Raw genomic sequence first — 19,300 nt, 5'->3', positions numbered from 1 at the left:
CGAATTCCTGTTAGAATGCAATAAGGTTGCGTCCGGGCCGGACTTCCGCCAGATACAAGATGTCTTGGAAGGATTGGAATCGGTCGTTGCGGCTCGCGTGACCCGCTCCGGGACCTAAGGGAATCATGGAAAGACGGCTCGCCGCCATCCTCTGCGCTGATATCTCCGGCTATTCCCGCATGATGGGGGCCGACGAGGCGGGCACGCATGCCTCTTTCAAGGCCCATCGCAGCGCGATCTACCCGATCATCCTCAATCATGGCGGCCGCATCGTCAAAAATACCGGCGACGGCTTCCTGCTGGAGTTTCCGAGCATCATCGGCGCGATCGAAGCCGCGGTGGCGATGCAGACCGTGATGGCCGAGCGCAACGAGCATCTGCCGGCCGATCGTGCCATGCACTTCCGGATGGGCGTCCATATGGGCGACGTCATGGCCGACGAGGACGAGGTGTTCGGCGACGACGTCAACATCGCCGTCCGCCTCGAGACGGTGGCTGCACCCGGCGGCATCGCGGTATCGGACAAGGCCTACACCGAGGCCGGCAAGCGTCTCGCGGTGACGCTGGTCGACGCCGGCCCGCACCGCTTCAAGAACATCAGCGAGCCGATCCATGTCTGGACCTGGATGCCTGAAGGCACCGACGGCCACGAGGAAGCCCCGAAGGACGGACCGCATCTGCCCGGCCAGTACCGGACCGCGATCGTCGGCGTGCTGCCGTTCGACAATCTGAGCGGCAGCGCGGACGAGTATTTTTCCGACGGCCTGACCGAGGACCTGATCCACGCGCTGTCGCTGCAGTCCTTCTATCGCGTGCTGAGCCGCAACTCGACCTTCGCGTTCAAGGGCAAGAATCTGAGCACGCGCCTGATCGCGCGCGAGATCGACGCCACCTATCTGATCCAAGGCTCGGTGCGGCGCGCCGGCAGCAAGATCCGCGTCACCGCCGAACTGATCGCACCCGAAAAGGGCGAGCAGCTGTGGACCGGCCGCTACGACCGCGACATGGGCGACCTGTTCGCGATGCAGGACGAGATCACGTCCAACCTCTCGGCCGCGATCGCACAGGAAATCTATCGTGCCGAAGCTTCTGCGCCGGCGCGCTCGCCATCGTCGGAGCTGACGGCCTGGGATCGCTTCCTCAAGGGCCTGTCGCACTATTACCATCAGACCAAGGATGATTTCGAAGCCGCGATCGCGCTGTTCAAGGAAGCGATCGCACTCGATCCTGCCTTGTCGATCGCGCGCGCCTATCTCGCGACCATCCAGATCCAGGGCGCCCAGTTCGGCTGGATCGCGAGCACGCGCGACTTGTGGGCCTCCTCGGTCGCCCTGGCCGAAAGCAGCGTACGGCTCGATCCGCGCTCGTCCTTTGCGTTCTCGCTGCTGGCCTATCTGCACGCGATGCAGGGCCATTACGAAGCGGCGATGGACGCCATCAAGCGGGCGATCGAGCTGAACCCGTACGACATGGGCGCGCGCGGCGTGCTCGGCATCTGCAACATGGTGATCGGCGACCACCGCAAGGCGATCGAGCTGTTCTCGATGGCGGTCCAGCAGCGCGGCAACAGCGACCCGCGCTATCAGTGGGCGGCGCTGAGCGCGTTCAGCCATTATCTGCTCGGCCAATATGATGCGTCGCTGTCCTGGTCGCGCGAGGCGCTGGTTCTCAACCCGAACCATCTGCAGGGACTGGCGGTGCGCGCCGCCGCGCTCGCGCAGGCCGGCCGGACCGACGAGGCCAAGGAAGCCGTGCAGTCGCTGCTCGGCAATTATCCCGACCTCACCGTCGAGCGGCATTTGCGGAACTTCCATTGGAAGAACCCCGCCGACATCGCGCATTATCGCGATGGCCTCTTGAAAGCCGGCGTGCCCTACGGCAAGCTATCTCTGGTTGCACCGGTGATAAAGCTCGCTGCAGAATCCTGACGGCCGCCTAACCCATCGGTAACGCATTGCTTTCTATAGAGAATGCTTTTCTGGATGTGGTTTCATGCAAGACATCGCGACAAACCGGGCGCCGGCTGCGCCGGTCGAGGTTTCACCCGATAATCCCTGTCCGTTCCTGCGTGGGCTGGTGGCCAACGGCTATGTCGGCGGCCACATCGTGCCGCTGCCGGAGCTGACCGACACGATCAAGCGCGCCACCGGCAAGACCGGCCTCGCCGCGCTGTTCGCCGGCGCGCAGATTTTCGGCGTCGCGATGATTGCGAATGGCGCGCCGTTCCGGAGCCTGCGCGAAGGCGCGATCCTCGACCAATTGCGCAACGGGCCGCTCGACAAGCACGGCGCCGGCTCGCGCATTCTCGATCAGCACGCTGTTGTCCACGAGGACGAGATCGCGCGGCTCGCGACGTTCGGCAGCGATTACAGCAATCCCGACGGCGGCACCGAACGCGGATTGAACGCAGCGGAGATCAAGACCTTCATGCGCGCCAACTTCCAGCGCGCCAAGGATGACCATCCCTGGTACTGGGGAATCCTGCACGGCTACTACCGCATCATGATGCTCGGCGAATGGCCGGTGCTGCTCGACATCCTCGGCAAGGGCGACGGCAAGGACCGCTATCTCAGCGTCGCCGAGGTGAAGACGCTGTTCGTCGAGCGCAGCTTCCCGGCGCGGATCGTCGCGCTGCTCGATCGCAAATAAAGCTGTTTGATCAGAGAGCCTATTTGAACAGCGGCGTGCCCGGCACGAAGGCGTCGAACGCCGCCCAGAACTGCGCGCGATAGCGATCCTGCTCCTGCAGGATCTCGTGCTTGGAGCCGGCGATCACCAGATGCGAGCCGGCGCGCAAATGATAGGCGAACTCCTCGATCGCCGCTGTCGACACCACCTCGTCATTGCTCGCCGCCAGCATCAGGATCGGCTGGCGGATGTCGGACGGATAGGAGGCGCCGCGGAAGGTCCGCATCGCGCTGAACGCCGTGTCGGCCCAGGCCACCGTCGGCGCGGCGATGCCGAGCGTCGGGTCCTCCTCGAGGATCGCGGCGTTGCGCGCATAGCGCACGGGATCGCTGGTCAGGGGATTGTTGACGAAGGAGGAGATGCCGGTCAGCTCATCGCTGCCGCCGGGCACGTAGCGTCCGCCCTGCCCGGCCAGCCGCAGGATCCGCAACAGCGCGGTCGGAACGAACGAGGTGCGCCGCCGCGGCAGGTCGATCATCGGCGCCGACAGCACCATGCGGTCGAACCAGCGCTTGCCGGCATGCGCGACGCGCAACATCACCGCGCCGCCCATCGAATGCGCCAGCGCGAAGTAAGGCGGCGGACAATCCGGCAGCACCACCTGCTGCACGAAGGTCTCGACGTCGGTCTCGTAGTCGGCAAAGGAGCGCACATAACCTTTGCGGGAATCGCGCAGCCGCCGCGACGAGTGGCCCTGCCCGCGCCAGTCGATCATCGCCACCGCAAAGCCGCGGTCGCGCAGATCGCGCACCGTCTCGAAATATTTCTCGATCATCTCGCCGCGCCCGGCGAATACGCACACCGTGCCCTTGCGGCCGGGCGGCGGCGCCCAGCGCGCGAAGCGCAACTCGGCGCCATCGGGAGTCTTGATCGTGCCGCTGACGACGTCCTCCGGAACCGGATTTGCGGGAATCGAGACGAGCGTCATGCAGGGGACCGGCTTAGGTGGAACAGGCTGGGAATCAAGGGCGTGCGCGCCAAAAAGGGACGTTGTTTCCGCCTCTTGAACGGATGATCACCCCTCCCATATCACCTCAGTGCAGGCCGCTACCAGTGTTTCGGAACCGGAACATCAGGCTGCACACATCTAAGCCCGGCCCGATGGCGGGCGGGTCATTGAAACAGTCGCTCAAGAGAGGACTTCCCTATGCGTAGCTACGATCTCACCCCGTTTTATCGTTCCACCGTCGGCTTCGACCGCCTCTTCAGTCTGCTCGACCAGGTCACCTCGGACGGCAGCCCCGGCTATCCCCCCTACAACATCGAGCGTACCGGTGAGAACGCCTACCGGATCAGCGTCGCGGTCTCCGGCTTCTCGCAGGCCGAGCTCTCCATCGTCGCGAAGGAAAACACGCTGACGATCAAGGGCGAGAAAGGTGCCAACGAGAATACCGGCGCGACGTCCGAAGTGCTCTATCGCGGCATCGCCTCGCGCGCCTTTGAGCGCGTCTTCCAGCTCGCCGACTTCGTGCAGGTGAAGAACGCCTCGCTCGAGAACGGCCTGCTCCATGTCGATCTCGTCCGCGAGATTCCCGAGGCCAAGAAGCCGCGCAGCATTCCGATCGGTTCAGTCGAGAAGGCCCCGCAGGTCGTCGACAGCTCGGCCGGCAAGGTCGCCGCCTAACCACGCCCCCCGCGTCAGCAGATATTGGCTGAACGCGAAAACGCCCCGGGAAACCGGGGCGTTTTTTATTTGTGTGGTAGCCCGTAGCCCGGATGAAGCGAAGCGCAATCCGGGGCCGCTTCATCCGCGGATGGAGTTTCCCGGATTTCGCTGCGCTCCATCCGGGCTACGCGGTCGTATGCGTTACTCCAGCCCCTGCACCTTCGGCATCTCCTGCGTCGGCAGTGGTGACGCTGCGGCGACGGGCGCCGGCGTTGGCGCCTGACCGATGGTCGGAGCCGCAGCTTGCGGTGTCGCCTGCGCCTCGACCGGCTTTGGCGCGACCACGGCGGCCTGCTGCGTGGGCGCCGGCTGAGCGGGCGCAGGTGCGGCGGCCTGTGCGGGCGCAGGAGCGGGCGCCGCCTTGCCCGCCAGCGGGCTCGGCTTCGGCACCGGCACGCTGCGGCTTGCGACATGGGGCACCGCACCCGGCGGACGCGGCGCGCGGGCATGGACCGGCGGCAGCAGTGCCGACGACGGGCCGGGGACGACGCTCACGTCGAGGTCGTCATTGAAGCCTGCGCCCATCCGGTAGGCCGGCACGAAGCGGATGATGCGGCCATTGCGGGCATCGATCACCAAGCGGCCGTCGTCGCCGCCGCGGTCGATCACCGAGATCACGTAGACAAAACCGCGCTGGCGCGGGATGCCGAGCGGCGAGAAGCCGGCCTCGCGCAGCACGGTGTAGACCTCCGTTGGCGGCAACAGTGTCGGGCCGTAGCCATAGCGCGGCGGCGGTGCAACCTCCGGCGGCGGCATCGCTGCATAGGGTCCGGGTCCCGGCCCCTCGAAGTCGGAGGTCCGGGTGATCTGCTGCGCCTCCGCGCCCGTCGCGGCGAGCGCCAGAGCGGCGGCTGCAACCCATCCTGTGAATAACTTCATCCTGTCACTCCTGTCTGCCCCAGGGGCCTGGAAGCGTTCCCGCTCTCTTGCCGGCCATCCCTGACCAAAATTTCATTTTGAATTCCGGCGGTCCTTGGCCAATCCTTAGGCCGGATCGCGGCGCGTTTGCTAAGAATCCGGGGCGGCAGACCGGGCCGAGAGGCCGGTTCGAGCATGCAGGCGAGGACTTGCGCGCGCTTGTGTGTTAGACAAAAATTTGGCAAGGTCGGAGTTAGGACAGCAAGACTGTCTCAATTTCGGGGCCATCCCGGCACAGGGATTGCAACGAAAATCGGCGCTAAAGGCTCCGAGAAAGCTGCAGGCAGGGGCCGTTCCTCAGGGACGTCGAACGCCCCTCGCCTGAATTAAGGAAATTTGCGGCTCGCGGCGGACGAGCGGTGGCCCAGCGGGTGCCGCAACGCCCAAGGTGCGCCAAAGTCGGTGAGGCCCTTACGAAGGGGAGAGGACACATGAGCGGGTCGGAATTCGAGCGCGAAATCATCGTGGCAGGCAACCTGTCGGCGACCGCGGACTCGAAAGCCACCGAGCCGAAGCGCGAGCTGCATACGTGGCGACCGCAGGCCGAGGGCCTCTACGACCCGAGCATGGAGAAAGACTCCTGCGGCGTCGGCTTCATTGCCAACATCAAGGGCAAGAAGTCCCACCAGATCGTCTCCGACGCGCTGAACATCCTCTGCAACCTCGAGCATCGCGGCGCCGTCGGCGCCGACCCGCGCGCCGGCGACGGCGCGGGCATCCTGGTGCAGATCCCGCACGCCTTCTTCGCGCGCAAGGCGACCGAGCTCGGCTTCAAGCTGCCGGCGCCCGGCGAATACGCGATCGGTGCGCTGTTCATGCCGCGCGACGCGGCGTGGCGGAACGTGATCAAGAGCATCATCGCCGACGAGATCAAGAACGAGGGCTTCAAGCTGCTCGGCTGGCGCGACGTGCCCAGCGACAACTCCTCGCTGGGCGTCACCGTGAAGCCGACCGAGCCCTACCACATGCAGGTCTTCATCGGCCGCAACGGTGTCGGCAAGACCGAGGACGAGTTCGAGCGCAGGCTTTACATCCTGCGCAAGTCGATCTCGCAGGCGATCTATCAGCGCCGCGACCGCGGCATGGCCGGCTATTATCCGTGCTCGATGTCGTGCCGCACCGTGATCTACAAGGGCATGTTCCTCGCCGACCAGCTCGGCAAGTACTATCCTGATCTGCACGAGGCTGACTTCGAGAGCGCGCTGGCGCTGGTGCATCAACGCTTCTCGACCAACACCTTCCCGACCTGGTCGCTGGCGCATCCGTACCGGATGATCGCCCATAACGGCGAAATCAACACGCTGCGCGGCAACGTCAACTGGATGGCGGCCCGCCAGGCCTCCGTGCATTCGGAAGCCTACGGCAAGGACATCAGCCGGCTGTGGCCGATCTCCTATGAGGGACAAAGCGACACCGCCTGCTTCGACAATGCGCTCGAATTCCTGGTGCAGGGCGGCTACTCGCTGCCGCACGCGGTCATGATGATGATTCCGGAAGCGTGGGCCGGCAATCCCTTGATGGATGAGCAGCGCCGCGCCTTCTACGAATATCATGCCGCGCTGATGGAGCCGTGGGACGGCCCCGCCGCGATCGCCTTCACCGACGGCCGCCAGATCGGCGCGACGCTCGACCGCAACGGCCTGCGTCCGGCGCGCTATCTCGTGACCAAGGACGACCGTATCGTGATGGCGTCCGAAATGGGCGTGCTGAAGATTCCGGAGGAGCAGATCGTCACCAAGTGGCGGCTGCAGCCCGGCAAGATGCTGCTGGTCGACCTCCAGCAAGGCCGCCTGATTCCCGACGACGAGATCAAGGCCGACCTTGCCAAGAGCCATCCCTACAGCGACTGGCTGCATCGCACCCAGATCGTGCTCGAGGAGCTGCCGGCGGCAGCCGCCAAGAGCGCGCGCTCCAACCTGCCGCTGCTCGATCGGCAGCAGGCGTTTGGTTACACCCAGGAAGACATCACCATCCTGATGACGCCGATGGCGGCCACCGGTGAGGAAGCCGCGGGCTCGATGGGCAACGACACGCCGATCTCGGCGCTGTCGGACAAGCCGAAGCAGCTGTTCACCTACTTCAAGCAGAATTTCGCGCAGGTCACCAACCCGCCGATCGACCCGATCCGCGAGGAGCTCGTGATGAGCCTCGTCTCGATCATCGGGCCGCGGCCGAACCTGTTCGACCTGCAGGGCCTCGCCTCGACCAAGCGCCTCGAAGTGCGCCAGCCGATCCTGACCGATGCGGACCTGGAAAAGATCCGCTCGATCTCCGATGTTGCCGAGACGCATTTCCGCTCGCGCACGCTGGACACCACCTTCCACGCCGGCCTCGGCGCGTCGGGCATGGACCAGGTGCTCGACGAGCTCTGCGCGCGCGCCGAGGGCGCGGTGCGCGAGGGCATCAACATCATCATCCTGTCCGACCGCATGACCGGCACCGACCGGATCCCGATCCCGTCGCTGCTCGCCTGCGCGGCCGTGCACCATCATTTGATCCGCACGGGTCTCCGCACCTCGGTCGGCCTCGTGATCGAATCCGGTGAGCCCCGCGAAGTGCATCACTTCGCCTGTCTCGCCGGCTACGGCGCGGAAGCGATCAACCCCTATCTCGCGTTCGAATCCATCCTCGCGATGAAGGACAAGCTGCCGGGCGCGCTCGACGACTACGAGATCGTCAAGCGCTACATCAAGTCGATCGGCAAGGGCCTGCTGAAGGTGATGTCCAAGATGGGCATCTCGACCTACCAGTCCTATTGCGGCGCGCAGATCTTCGATGCGGTCGGCCTCAAGGCGGACTTCGTAGCCAAGTATTTTGCCGGCACGCATACCCGCATCGAAGGCGTCGGTCTCGCCGAGATCGCGGAAGAGACCGTGCGCCGTCACACCGACGCGTTCGGCGACGTGCAGATCTACAAGAACGCGCTCGACGTCGGCGGCGAATATGCCTACCGCACCCGCGGCGAGGACCACGCCTGGACCGCCGAGTCGGTCTCGACGCTGCAGCACGCCGCGCGCGGCAACTCGCTGGAGCGCTACAAGGCGTTCGCCAAGATCCTCAACGAGCAGTCCGAGCGTCTGCTGACGCTGCGTGGCCTGTTCAGGATCAAGACCGCCGAGGACGAGAAGCGCAAGCCGGTGAAGCTCGAGGACGTCGAGCCCGCCAAGGACATCGTCAAGCGTTTCGCCACAGGTGCGATGAGCTTCGGCTCGATCTCGCGCGAGGCCCACACCACGCTTGCGATCGCCATGAACCGGATCGGCGGCAAGTCGAACACCGGCGAAGGCGGCGAGGAAGCCGATCGCTTCAAGCCGCTGCCGAATGGCGACAGCATGCGCTCGGCGATCAAGCAGGTCGCCTCGGGCCGTTTCGGCGTGACGACGGAGTATCTCGTCAACTCCGACATGATGCAGATCAAGATGGCGCAGGGTGCCAAGCCCGGCGAAGGCGGCCAGTTGCCCGGCCACAAGGTCGACGCGACGATCGCGCGCGTGCGGCATTCGACGCCGGGCGTCGGCCTGATCTCGCCGCCGCCGCATCACGACATCTACTCGATTGAAGACCTCGCCCAGCTGATCTACGACCTGAAGAACGTCAATCCGGACGGCCAGGTCTCGGTCAAGCTGGTCTCCGAGGTCGGTGTCGGCACGGTTGCGGCCGGTGTTGCCAAGGCGCGCGCCGACCATGTCACCATCGCGGGCTTCGAGGGCGGCACCGGTGCGTCGCCACTGACCTCGATCAAGCATGCGGGTTCGCCGTGGGAGATCGGGCTTGCCGAAACCCACCAGACGTTGGTGCGCGAGCGGCTGCGCAGCCGCATCGTGGTCCAGGTCGACGGCGGCTTCCGCACCGGACGTGACGTCGTGATCGGCGCCCTGCTCGGCGCCGACGAGTTCGGCTTCGCCACCGCGCCCTTGATCGCGGCCGGCTGCATCATGATGCGCAAGTGCCACCTCAACACCTGCCCGGTCGGCGTCGCGACCCAGGATCCGGTGCTGCGCAAGCGCTTCACCGGCCAGCCCGAGCATGTCATCAACTACTTCTTCTTCGTCGCCGAGGAAGTGCGCGAGATCATGGCGCAGCTCGGCTACAAGAAGTTCAACGACATGGTTGGCCAGGTCCAGATGCTCGACCAGACCGCTCTGGTCTCGCACTGGAAGGCCAAGGGCCTCGACTTCTCCAAGCTGTTCGTGCGGCAGAAGGAGGAGAAGGGCCAGAAGATCTATCACTCGGAGCGCCAGAACCACCATCTGGAGGCCGTGCTCGACCGCCGTCTGATCGAGAAGGCGCAAGCCGCGCTCGATCGCGGTGCGCCGGTCAAGATCGAGGAAGAGATCAACAACACCGACCGTTCCGCCGGCGCGATGCTGTCGGGCGCGGTGGCGAAGATCTACGGCCATAATGGTCTGCCGCTGGACTCCATCCATGTCAGCCTGAAGGGCACCGCCGGGCAGGCTTTCGGCGCCTGGCTCGCCAAGGGCGTCACCTTCGAGCTCGAGGGTGAAGGCAACGACTATGTCGGCAAGGGCCTCTCGGGCGGCCGCATCATCGTCAAGCCGCCGAAAATCTCCGGCATCGTGCCGGAGGAGTCGATCATCGTCGGCAACACCGTGATGTACGGCGCGATCGAGGGCGAGTGCTACTTCCGAGGCATCGCCGGCGAACGCTTTGCCGTGCGCAATTCGGGCGCGGTCGCGGTCGTCGAGGGCGCCGGCGATCATTGCTGCGAATACATGACCGGCGGCATCGTGGTCGTGCTCGGCAAGACCGGGCGCAACTTCGCGGCCGGCATGTCCGGCGGCATCGCCTATGTGCTGGACGAGGCCGGTGACTTCTCGAAACTGTGCAACCTCGCGATGGTCGAGCTCGAGCCGGTGCTGTCGGAAGAGCTGATCAACGCCGGCACCTATCATCACTCCGGCGATCTCGAGGCGCATGGCCGGGTCGACGTGTTCCAGAACCTGCTCGACTCCGACGTCGAGCGGCTGCACGTCCTGATCTCGCGTCACGCCAAGCTGACCGGCTCGGCGAAAGCCGTCGAGATCCTGGCGAACTGGAAAGCCTGGCTGCCGAAATTCCGCAAGGTGATGCCGGTGGAGTACCGCCGCGCACTGAAGGAAATGAAGAAGGCCAACGCCGACGCCGAGCCGAAAATCGCGATCGGCGCGTAAGCTTCACGAGCCCGTCATTGCGAGCGCAGCGAAGCAATCCATAGCACCACACGCTGAACCATGGATTGCTTCGTCGCTACGCTCCTCGCAATGACGGAGGATGACGGAACAGAACAGACGAACGCTTAAGATGCAGGGGCATCAGGTTTAATGGGCAAGATCACAGGTTTTCTCGAGATCGAGCGGCACGACCGCAAGTATGCGCCGGTGGCCGAGCGGCTGAAGCACTTCAAGGAATTCGTCGTTCCCTTGAGCGAGAAGGACACACGCGACCAGGCGGCGCGCTGCATGAATTGCGGCATCCCCTATTGCCACGGCACCGGCTCGGCACAGCCGGGCACGCCGGGCTGCCCGGTTAACAACCAGATCCCCGACTTCAACGACCTCGTCTATCAGGGCAACTGGGAAGAAGCCTCGCGCAACCTGCACTCGACCAACAATTTCCCGGAGTTCACCGGCCGCATCTGCCCGGCGCCGTGCGAGGCGTCGTGCACGCTGAACATCGACGACAACCCGGTGACCATCAAGACGATCGAATGCGCGATCGTCGACCGCGCCTGGGACAATGGCTGGCTGAAGCCGGAGATCGCGCCGAGCAAGACCGGCAAGAAGGTCGCCGTGATCGGCGCCGGCCCCGCCGGCATGGCCTGCGCGCAGCAGCTCGCGCGCGCCGGCCACGACGTGCATGTCTACGAGAAGTACGCCAAGGCCGGCGGGCTGCTGCGCTACGGCATTCCCGACTTCAAGATGGAAAAGGGCGTCATCGACCGTCGCGTGACGCAGATGGAAGCCGAGGGCGTCACCTTTCACTATGGCAAGGCCGTCGGCGGCACCTCGCCCGGCGCCATCGATCCGCGCGACCTGCTCAACGACTATGACGCGCTGGCGCTGACCGGCGGCGCGGAAGCCCCGCGCGACCTGCCGATCCCCGGCCGCGATCTCGCTGGGATTCATTTCGCGATGGACTTCCTGCCGCAGCAGAACCGCCGCGTCTCCGGCGAGTCCCTGAACGGCACCGCCGACATCCTCGCTGAAGGCAAGCATGTCGTCGTGATCGGCGGCGGCGACACTGGAAGCGACTGCATCGGCACCTCGTTCCGCCAGGGCGCGGAGTCCGTGACCCAGCTCGAGATCATGCCGGCCCCGCCCGAGCACGAGAACAAGGGCGTCACCTGGCCGAACTGGCCGCTGAAGATGCGCACGTCCTCGAGCCAGGCCGAAGGCGCCGCGCGCGAATTCGCCGTGCTGACGACCAAGTTCGAGGGCGTCGACGGCAAGGTCAAGAAGCTGCACTGCGTCAAGGTCGACGACAAGTTCAAGCCGCTGCCCGGCACCGAGTTCAGCCTCGACGCCGAGCTCGTGCTGCTGGCGATGGGCTTCGTCCACCCCGTGCACGAGGGCCTCTTGAAGACGCTCGCAGTCGACCTCGACCAGCGCGGCAACGTCCGCGCCAATCTGCAGGACTACCTGACCTCCCGCCCCAACGTCTTCTCCGCCGGCGACATGCGCCGGGGACAATCGCTGGTGGTCTGGGCGATCCGCGAAGGCCGCCTCTGCGCGCGGTCGATCGACACGTTCCTGATGGGGAAGACGGACCTGCCGCGGTAAGCCCGCGGCTAGTCCCACATTTTCACTGTCGTCACCCGCCTCCTTGTGCGGGTGACCCGGTATTCCAGAGACCACGGAAGCGCCGCCGCGTACTGCATGTCAACAAAAGGCCCCGGTCGATGCCGGGGCCTGAGTTGCTGGAGAGAAATAGCGGTCAGTAGCGAGCCGTGACCGGCGCGTTGTAGCCGCCGAAGCGGTAATTGAAGCGTATGGTGAGCATGTCGACGTCCTGGCTGATCCGGCTATTGAGGAAGCCGACAAGGCGCGGATCGGTCGCGGTGAAGGAGTTGTTCGCATCCCCCATCCACAGATGGTCGTATTCAAGACCGACCGACCAGTTCGGCGCGAAGCCGTACTCAAAGCCGACGCCGAGAACACCACCCCAGCGCGTGGCACTTGCCGAGGCCAGACCAATGCCGGTGGCCGTATCGAATATGTCGAGACGATTGCTGGTCACGGCCGCGCCGCCCTTGACGTAGAGCAGTGCCGCGTTCCAGGCCCAGCCGATCTGGCCCGTGAAGAGGCCGATGCCGTCGGTCTTCACCCGGGTTGAGAGCGTCGCATCGAACAGGCTGACGCGCGTGTTGCTGAGATCAGCCCAATCGCCTTGTGCTTCCAATCCGAACACGAACTGATTGGACTGCCAGCGGTAACCAAGTTGCCCGCCGATAACGCCTCCGGAACGATCGCGGCAGCCGCCGACGACTGTTCCCGCAAGCGTAACGAAATCGACGCAATTGTGGCTCTCACCCCAACCACCGTTGCCGCCGATGTAGAAGCCGCTCCAGTTGTAGATCACGGGAAGCGGTGCCGGCGGCGGAGCCTTGACGGCCATGTCAGCGGCCAGGGCAGGCGTGGCGATCGTCGCGGCCATGGCTACGGAAGTTAAGAATTTCTTCATCATCGATGTCCCTCCAATTCCTCATCCCAAGTTCTGACAGTGACAGGTCCCGTCCAAATCAGTGTTGCCAACGATAGGCATGGCTCGCGAAAGGCCATGTGCCAAAATGGCAACATCCAGAAACAATCGGGCAATAATCGTATTTTCGGTAATATCTAACCGCGCTGATCTTCGTTGCTCTCGATTTGCTCTTCCAGCCAACCCGCAACGTCGTGGGAAAGGATCAGTCGCTTGGGGGAGTATGGATTGATCGTGCCGGCAAATACGACCAGTCCCTCTTCCAGTTTCATGCCGGCGAATCTCTTGGCTTCGGCTTCGGTCGCAAATGTTCGGGTTTCGCGGGGGCTACGCTCTCGCTTTTGCAGCAGACCGCGTTTACGGATTTGAACAGTCACAAACCAGGTGGGCAGCACCACGACACCGAGCTGGATCGACCAACACGGACGATGTGGCAACGGACGTGACGTATCGCGTTTGATCTATGTCAAACGACGTTCGCGCAGAGCGCCTTCTGCACCGGCCTTTCGCGTGTGACCATCAGTTTCGCGCATTGCCGTGATTGTCATCGTATCCGCGACGCTGTTCACGCTCACGGGCATATCCATTTCAAACGCATTCACGGGATCGACAGCGATAGCGGTATCCCGCTGCATCTGCTTGCGCGATGTCTTTCATCCCCGCGGTAACGCTTAATTCTGCAGCCGCACGCCCAGCATCACCACCGTCGCGTTCGAGCTCGATCCCGGTGACGACGAATCCAGCCAGTCGCGCCGCACGGTGCCTTTGACCCAGAGGCTGCGGGTCATCTTGTAGATGAGGTCGCCGGACAGCGAGTAGATCTTGTCGGTGCGGTTGTCGCCCTGGTAGTCGAGCGTGCCGTAGGTGAACTTGCCGATGCCGGTCAGCCAGCGGCGGAAGTCGTGGTCGACCTCGACCGTGTAGGTGCGCGACAGCACGCCCGAGGTGCCGGGCAGCGTGGTCTCGCCGAGCTGGGTATCGGAATAGAATTTTGCCGTGGTCAGCGGCGTCGCGGTCCAGGTCAGCGAGGCCGTGGTCAAGAGGCCTTCGAGACGGCTCAGCCGCGTGTCGGCATAGTCGCGCGCGGCGTAGCCGATCGAGACTTCGCCAAACAGGAGGCGGGTGAACTCGAAGGAGGTACCGGCCTTGACGTAACCGCCCGACGAGTCGCGCGCATAGCCGTTGCGGTCGAGCCTCAGATCATGCACGCGGCTGTCGCCCTGCACCTCGACGAACGGCTTCACCGCCGGGGTCAGCTCGTAGCTCATGCGGCCGACGCCGCCATACTGGCTGAAGTTGCGGTCGTCATTCGAGGTCGAGGTGCCGTCGGTCAGCTTCGACCATTGATAGTCGGTGCGGTCGACGGTGGCGCCGGCGGAGATCTGCAGGCGGTTGAAATTCTGGTCGATGCCGAAGGTCCCGCCGACCGTCGAGTAGAGCGGATATTTTGCAAGGCCCGCCTGCACGTTCGGGCTGCCGGGATTGTCGGTCGCGACAAGGAGGCGCGCCTGCCCGGTCAGCCGTGTGTCTCGGCTCACGTCGAGGCGGCCATCGATATGGCCGGTGAAGTTCGGACGGTCGACATCGAGCGGCGCCGACAGCGCCGTGCCGTCAGCGTTCGGCGTCAGCTGGCCGCCATAGCCGGTGAAGGAGCCACGCAGATCGGCGACCACGGCGTGGCGCTGCCAGTCGGAGACGGCGAGGAATTCCGGCGCGACGACGTAGAGCGGCCTGCCCTGCGGCGAATTCAGCCGGCCCGGATTGGTGTCATAGCCGCCCATGAACTCGACGGCGGACTTCACCATGAAGCCGCCGACGTAATCGCCGACCGCGCCGAAGGGATCATTGTCGATCGGGAGCCGCTTGCGCGCCGGCTGGCCTGGCACGGTGCCGGCCATCGACGGCGGGATCGGCGATTTGTTGGCGGTCTCCGACGGCGGGATCGACAGCCGCAGTGCGCCGGTGACGTTGCGCTGCGGCGGCGTGGGCGCCGGCGTGCCGGGACCGGGCGACGGCTTTGGCTTGGCCTGCCCAGGATAATATTTCGGCTTCTGGCCCTTGCGGTTCAGCGAGTCGTAGCCGGAGGTCGAAGCGCCGTTGGCGGCGGGCAGCCCATAGGTCGGTACCTGGCCGGCGCGGGACGGCGCGCGGCGCTCGCGATCGGGATCGCGCATCTTGTAGTCGTTGAGGGGGTCGGCGGCCTCGGCGGTGGTCCGCCGCAGCGGCGAATCCGGGCTGACGATGACGCTCTGCCGGTTCGGGCTGAACAGATCGGGGGTGACGGTCTGGGCCCAGGCCGGGCCGGCCATCGCGGTCAGCGCAAGGCATGGCAAGGCCACGCGAACGAGGCGTGCGCGCCTGCTTCGGCCCTCGACTGGACCTCGACCCACGATGGAAATACTCCAACAAATTCATCGACTTGCATGACGAACTCCAGCCGGACCGGAAATCGTCGTTAATGGAGTTAAAACAATTATGGTTAATGACCGGTTGAGGGCCGCCCGCCGCGCGTCGCATCGCTGCCGGGGCCGTGCTAAGGGAGACGCCCCGGGCGCATCGCGCCTCCCTGGAACCCGACATGGCCAAACCGAAACCGCTGATGACCAAATCATCCGGCCGCAACGACGATGCCATTCAATCGGCGCTCCGCACGCTCGATGCGGAAGGAAGCGGCGTCGCCGCGATCGCGGCGGCGCTGCAGTCCGATCTCGGCGCGCCCTTCACGGCGGCCACCGATCTCGTCCGCAAGGCCAAGGGTCGGCTGATCGTCACCGGGCTCGGCAAGTCAGGTCACATCGGCCGCAAGGTCGCCGCGACGTTTGCCTCGACCGGCACGCCGGCGTTCTTCGTCCATGCGGCGGAGGCGAGCCACGGCGATCTCGGCATGATCACGCCCGACGACGTGATCCTGGCGCTGTCATGGTCCGGCGAGCAGCCGGAGATGCGCAACCTGATCGCCTATGCCGCACGTTTCGGCATTCCGCTGATCGCGATGACCGCGGACAAGGACTCCACGCTGAGCAAGGCCGCGGACGTGCAGCTCACGCTGCCGAAGGCGCGCGAGGCCTGCCCGCACAATCTGGCGCCGACCACCTCGTCGCTGATGATGCTGGCGCTCGGCGATGCGCTGGCGATCGCGCTGCTCGAAGGCCGCGGCTTCACCTCAACGGATTTCAGCGTGCTGCATCCCGGCGGCAAGCTCGGCGCGATGCTGAAGTATACGCGCGATCTCATGCATGGCGGCGACAAGGTACCGCTGAAGCCGCTCGGCACCAAGATGTCGGAGGCGCTGGTCGAGATGAGCGCGAAAGGCTTTGGCTGTGTCGGCATCGTCGACGCCCGCGGCCTGATCGCCGGCATCATCACCGACGGCGATCTGCGCCGGCATATGCGGCCGGATCTGATGACGCTAACCGTCGACGAGGTCATGACAAGAGATCCCAAGACCGTCGGCCGCGATACGCTCGCCGGCGAGGTGGTGGAGATTCTCAACTCGGCAAAGATCACCACGCTGATCGTGACCGACGCGAAGAAACCGGTCGGGATCATCCATTTGCATGATCTGCTGCGTGCGGGCGTGGCGTAGGCCTTGTAGGGTGGGCAAAGGCGCACTTGCGCCGTGCCCACCATCCCCGGCGTGCTCGTGATGGTGGGCACGCTTCCGTCTTCGCTCGTTGAGCTACGGCGTGACGGGGTCGCTTTGCCCACCCTACGAATTCACCTTGGAAACCGCGCCGCCCCCTCCTCCAGCGGCAGCGCCAGTGCGTTCGCGAGATACGACACCGTGCGATAGAAGCCGCAGAGCTGGATGATCTCCAAAATCCTGTCCGCATTATAATGCGCCGAGAGCGCCACGAACTCGGCCTCGCTCAACGTCGACCGCGCATGCAGCGCATCGACGGCTGCGATCATCGCCTGCTCCGCCGGCGACCAGCAGGCATCGGCGGCGTCGCTTAACACCGTGGCGCGAACTTGCTTCTCGGTGAGCTCGGCGGCCTGGCCAAACGCCCTGACATGCACGCCCCATTCGTACTCGCAGCGGTTCAGCGCACAGGTGCGGTCGATCACGATCTCGCGCTCCCGCAAGCTCAGCGGCCCGCGGTCCAGCAGGCTGCCGCCGCGAAACTTCTCCCAGGCGCGGGCGTGCCCGGCCATGACGCGGAACAGCATCAGCGGCGGCGCACCGCGCATGATGCGGTCGAATTGCTGTTGAATGTCGGCGGCATAGGGCGGCTCGAGCGGCGCGATGCGTGACATGGCCAGATCCTCTTGCTACAAATACTGTAGCAACACGCTACAATATCTGTAGCGGCGCGCAAGAGGGATCTTCATGGCCAAATCTGTCCGCGGCTCGCGCTCCGGCCGTCCGATCATGGCGCTGCTCGACCTGCTCGGCCGCCGCTGGAGCTTGCGGATCATCTGGGAATTACGTGAAGCGGCGCTGACCTCCCGCGCGCTGCGCACCGCCTGCGACGAAGCCTCGCCGACGATCCTGCAGACGCGGCTGACGGAACTGCGCGAGGCCGGGTTCGTGGAGCTGGCGGACGATGGCTATCGGCTCACTGATCTCGGCCGGGAGCTATTCCAGACGTTCACGCCGTTGCATCGCTTCGCGGAGCGATGGAGCAAGGCACAGCTCTAACCATTCCCCTCTCCCCGTTCTTCACGGGGAGAGGGTTAGGGTGAGGGGCTCTCTCCGCGCAATGATTTATCGCAATTGGCGTTCGTGGTTCAGCGAGTCGGAGGGGTCATCTTTGCGGCGATGCCCCGCCATGCCCCTCACCCGGATCGCATCTGCCGATGCGATCCGACCTCTCCCCGCAGAAGAGCGGGGAGAGGTGAAGAAGCTAAGCCGCAGCGACCGTCAGGCTCGCACCATCGGCACGAACGATCTTCACCCGGCTTCCTGCGGGCGCATCGGGGCCCGCGACGCGCCAGATGGTGTCGTCGATCCGCACCGTGCCGGAGCCGTCGACGATCGGCTTTTCCAGAGTGAACTCACGGCCGATCAGGGCCTCGGTGCGCTTGTTGAGGAACGGGTTGCTCTTGCTGGCCTGCCGCGTGCTACGCGCAAAGTGCCGCCATAGCGGCACCGCGGCGACGGCAAACACCGCGAACATCAACAGCTGGGTCTGCCACGATGGCGTGATCGCGAATGACACGAGGCCAACCAGCAACGCGGCCAGCCCGAGCCAGAACATGAACACCCCGGGCGCCGCCAATTCCAGCGCCATCAGGATGAACCCGAAGATCAGCCAGTTCCAGGTACCCAATGTCGAAAACATCTCGGCCATGACACGACCTCTGCAAGTGCGATGCTATCACGTCCTCGGCGGCACCGCTGGCGGCGTCGGGCCCGTGGGCGGCACCGAGCCGCGACGCGCAGCGGCGGTCGCGGAAGCAGAGCTCTCGCCAAACGTGGCGCGGGCGATCTCGCCGATGCCGGCGAGCGAGCCGAGCACGCTCGAGGTCTCGATCGGCAGCATCAGCACTTTCTGGTTCGGCGACTCCGCGAGCTGGCCAAACGCCTTGATGTATTTGTCGGCGATGAAATAGTTCAGCGCGGCGACGTCGCCCTTGGCGATCGAATCCGAGACCATCTGCGTCGCTTTGGCTTCGGCTTCGGCAAGACGCTCGCGCGCCTCGGCGTCGCGGAAGGCGGCTTCGCGGCGGCCCTCGGCCTGCAGCACCTGCGCCTGCTTGGCGCCCTCGGCGCGCAGGATCTCCGACTGCCGCTGGCCTTCCGCCTGCAAAATGTCGGCGCGCTTGACGCGCTCGGCCTTCATCTGCCGGCCCATCGCCTCGACGAGATCGGCGGGCGGCACGATGTCCTTGATCTCGATGCGGTTGACCTTGACGCCCCAGGGCGACACCGCGGCGTCGACGACGCGCAGCAGCCGCTCGTTGATCTCGTCGCGATGCGACAGCACCTGGTCGAGATCCATCGAACCCATCACCGAGCGGATGTTGGTCATGGTCAGCACGGTGATCGCCTGGTTGAGGTTGGCGACCTCGTAGCTCGCCTTCGCGGCGTCGAACACCTGGTAGAACGCGACGCCGTCGACCGTCACGGTGGCGTTATCCTTGGTGATCACCTCCTGCTCGGGAATGCTGATCACCTGCTCCATCATGTTGATCTTGCGCCCGATGCGATCGAAATAGGGCACGATCAGGTTGAGGCCGGGAGACAACGTGCGGGTGTATTTGCCGAACCGCTCGATGGTCCAGTCGAACCCTTGCGGAACGGTCTTGACGCCGGCGAACAGGGTGATGATGACGAGCAGGACAAAGGCAATCGCGAAAATATCAAAACCAGTCATAAAGTCCTCC

General features: G+C 64.9%; 15 protein-coding genes. 7 read left to right on the top strand and 8 right to left on the bottom strand.

Annotation, left to right across the window (positions count from 1 at the left end; translation table 11 throughout):
• Nucleotides 1-125 precede the first annotated feature (125 nt).
• Together JQ604_RS22735 and JQ604_RS22730 are read left to right on the top strand one after the other, a co-directional pair.
• Nucleotides 126-1,928 carry an adenylate/guanylate cyclase domain-containing protein gene (locus JQ604_RS22735; RefSeq protein ID WP_212362008.1) on the top strand — a complete coding sequence of 601 codons (1,803 nt, stop codon included), beginning with the start codon at nt 126-128 and terminating at the stop codon, nt 1,926-1,928.
• 64 nt (nt 1,929-1,992) lie between these two features.
• Nucleotides 1,993-2,649: a hypothetical protein gene (locus JQ604_RS22730; RefSeq protein ID WP_212362005.1), complete on the top strand. Its 657-nt coding sequence runs from the start codon at nt 1,993-1,995 to the stop codon at nt 2,647-2,649.
• A 19-nt stretch (nt 2,650-2,668) separates the two neighbouring features.
• Here JQ604_RS22730 and JQ604_RS22725 read toward each other — a convergent pair whose 3' ends face one another.
• On the bottom strand, nt 2,669-3,616 hold the full coding sequence (locus JQ604_RS22725) for an alpha/beta fold hydrolase (RefSeq protein ID WP_212362002.1): 948 nt from the start codon (nt 3,614-3,616) through the stop codon (nt 2,669-2,671).
• Between the two features lie 219 nt (nt 3,617-3,835).
• On the opposite strand from JQ604_RS22725, the gene JQ604_RS22720 reads away from it, so the two are divergent.
• The gene (locus JQ604_RS22720) at nt 3,836-4,312 is read left to right on the top strand and encodes an Hsp20 family protein (RefSeq protein WP_212361999.1); all 477 of its coding nucleotides are present in this window, start codon (nt 3,836-3,838) and stop codon (nt 4,310-4,312) included.
• 183 nt (nt 4,313-4,495) lie between these two features.
• Here JQ604_RS22720 and JQ604_RS22715 read toward each other — a convergent pair whose 3' ends face one another.
• Nucleotides 4,496-5,233, bottom strand: a complete 738-nt coding sequence (locus JQ604_RS22715) for a hypothetical protein (RefSeq protein WP_212361996.1) — start codon at nt 5,231-5,233, stop codon at nt 4,496-4,498.
• A 470-nt stretch (nt 5,234-5,703) separates the two neighbouring features.
• Here JQ604_RS22715 and gltB point away from each other — a divergent pair, with 470 nt between their 5' ends.
• Nucleotides 5,704-10,443: a glutamate synthase large subunit gene (gene gltB, locus JQ604_RS22710; RefSeq protein WP_212361992.1), complete on the top strand. Its 4,740-nt coding sequence runs from the start codon at nt 5,704-5,706 to the stop codon at nt 10,441-10,443.
• Between the two features lie 150 nt (nt 10,444-10,593).
• Nucleotides 10,594-12,051, top strand: a complete 1,458-nt coding sequence (locus JQ604_RS22705) for a glutamate synthase subunit beta (RefSeq protein WP_212361988.1) — start codon at nt 10,594-10,596, stop codon at nt 12,049-12,051.
• A 154-nt stretch (nt 12,052-12,205) separates the two neighbouring features.
• Here the strand turns inward: JQ604_RS22705 and JQ604_RS22700 are convergent, their stop codons facing one another.
• The 3 genes from JQ604_RS22700 to JQ604_RS22690 form a co-directional block, all read right to left on the bottom strand.
• Nucleotides 12,206-12,955, bottom strand: a complete 750-nt coding sequence (locus JQ604_RS22700; protein WP_212361985.1) for an outer membrane protein — start codon at nt 12,953-12,955, stop codon at nt 12,206-12,208.
• 152 nt (nt 12,956-13,107) lie between these two features.
• Nucleotides 13,108-13,368 carry a hypothetical protein gene (locus JQ604_RS22695; RefSeq protein ID WP_349631131.1) on the bottom strand — a complete coding sequence of 87 codons (261 nt, stop codon included), beginning with the start codon at nt 13,366-13,368 and terminating at the stop codon, nt 13,108-13,110.
• 273 nt (nt 13,369-13,641) lie between these two features.
• The gene (locus JQ604_RS22690; protein WP_433996273.1) at nt 13,642-15,360 is read right to left on the bottom strand and encodes an outer membrane beta-barrel protein; all 1,719 of its coding nucleotides are present in this window, start codon (nt 15,358-15,360) and stop codon (nt 13,642-13,644) included.
• 188 nt (nt 15,361-15,548) lie between these two features.
• Here JQ604_RS22690 and JQ604_RS22685 point away from each other — a divergent pair, with 188 nt between their 5' ends.
• Nucleotides 15,549-16,556, top strand: a complete 1,008-nt coding sequence (locus tag JQ604_RS22685) for a KpsF/GutQ family sugar-phosphate isomerase (protein ID WP_212361982.1) — start codon at nt 15,549-15,551, stop codon at nt 16,554-16,556.
• A 131-nt stretch (nt 16,557-16,687) separates the two neighbouring features.
• Here the strand turns inward: JQ604_RS22685 and JQ604_RS22680 are convergent, their stop codons facing one another.
• Nucleotides 16,688-17,227 (bottom strand): carboxymuconolactone decarboxylase family protein, encoded by a 540-nt coding sequence (locus JQ604_RS22680; protein ID WP_212361978.1) that lies wholly within the window; start codon nt 17,225-17,227, stop codon nt 16,688-16,690.
• Between the two features lie 73 nt (nt 17,228-17,300).
• Here JQ604_RS22680 and JQ604_RS22675 point away from each other — a divergent pair, with 73 nt between their 5' ends.
• Nucleotides 17,301-17,612 (top strand): winged helix-turn-helix transcriptional regulator, encoded by a 312-nt coding sequence (locus tag JQ604_RS22675; protein ID WP_212361975.1) that lies wholly within the window; start codon nt 17,301-17,303, stop codon nt 17,610-17,612.
• Nucleotides 17,613-17,817: 205 nt separating this feature from the next.
• On the opposite strand, the gene JQ604_RS22670 is transcribed toward JQ604_RS22675, so the two are convergent.
• Together JQ604_RS22670 and JQ604_RS22665 are read right to left on the bottom strand one after the other, a co-directional pair.
• Nucleotides 17,818-18,264: an NfeD family protein gene (locus JQ604_RS22670; protein WP_212361970.1), complete on the bottom strand. Its 447-nt coding sequence runs from the start codon at nt 18,262-18,264 to the stop codon at nt 17,818-17,820.
• A 27-nt stretch (nt 18,265-18,291) separates the two neighbouring features.
• Complete coding sequence (locus JQ604_RS22665; RefSeq protein WP_212361967.1) at nt 18,292-19,290, bottom strand: SPFH domain-containing protein; 999 nt, start codon at nt 19,288-19,290, stop codon at nt 18,292-18,294.
• Nucleotides 19,291-19,300: the final 10 nt, after the last annotated feature.

Origin of the sequence: Bradyrhizobium jicamae (assembly GCF_018130695.1) — a bacterium.
Lineage (GTDB): Bacteria > Pseudomonadota > Alphaproteobacteria > Rhizobiales > Xanthobacteraceae > Bradyrhizobium > Bradyrhizobium jicamae_B.
Note: the sequence above shows the minus strand (reverse complement) of the source record. Positions and strands in the feature narration are given on the sequence as shown.

Bases quoted from the DNA above. Each gene is read 5' to 3' on its own strand.
- JQ604_RS22735 (WP_212362008.1), top strand. From the start codon at position 126: ATGGAAAGACGGCTCGCCGCCATCCTCTGCGCTGATATCTCCGGCTAT.
- JQ604_RS22670 (WP_212361970.1), bottom strand. From the start codon at position 18,264: ATGGCCGAGATGTTTTCGACATTGGGTACCTGGAACTGGCTGATCTTC.
- JQ604_RS22720 (WP_212361999.1), top strand. From the start codon at position 3,836: ATGCGTAGCTACGATCTCACCCCGTTTTATCGTTCCACCGTCGGCTTC.
- JQ604_RS22730 (WP_212362005.1), top strand. From the start codon at position 1,993: ATGCAAGACATCGCGACAAACCGGGCGCCGGCTGCGCCGGTCGAGGTT.
- JQ604_RS22715 (WP_212361996.1), bottom strand. From the start codon at position 5,233: ATGAAGTTATTCACAGGATGGGTTGCAGCCGCCGCTCTGGCGCTCGCC.
- JQ604_RS22675 (WP_212361975.1), top strand. From the start codon at position 17,301: ATGGCCAAATCTGTCCGCGGCTCGCGCTCCGGCCGTCCGATCATGGCG.
- JQ604_RS22680 (WP_212361978.1), bottom strand. From the start codon at position 17,227: ATGTCACGCATCGCGCCGCTCGAGCCGCCCTATGCCGCCGACATTCAA.
- JQ604_RS22725 (WP_212362002.1), bottom strand. From the start codon at position 3,616: ATGACGCTCGTCTCGATTCCCGCAAATCCGGTTCCGGAGGACGTCGTC.
- JQ604_RS22705 (WP_212361988.1), top strand. From the start codon at position 10,594: ATGGGCAAGATCACAGGTTTTCTCGAGATCGAGCGGCACGACCGCAAG.
- gltB (WP_212361992.1), top strand. From the start codon at position 5,704: ATGAGCGGGTCGGAATTCGAGCGCGAAATCATCGTGGCAGGCAACCTG.
- JQ604_RS22665 (WP_212361967.1), bottom strand. From the start codon at position 19,290: ATGACTGGTTTTGATATTTTCGCGATTGCCTTTGTCCTGCTCGTCATC.
- JQ604_RS22685 (WP_212361982.1), top strand. From the start codon at position 15,549: ATGGCCAAACCGAAACCGCTGATGACCAAATCATCCGGCCGCAACGAC.
- JQ604_RS22700 (WP_212361985.1), bottom strand. From the start codon at position 12,955: ATGATGAAGAAATTCTTAACTTCCGTAGCCATGGCCGCGACGATCGCC.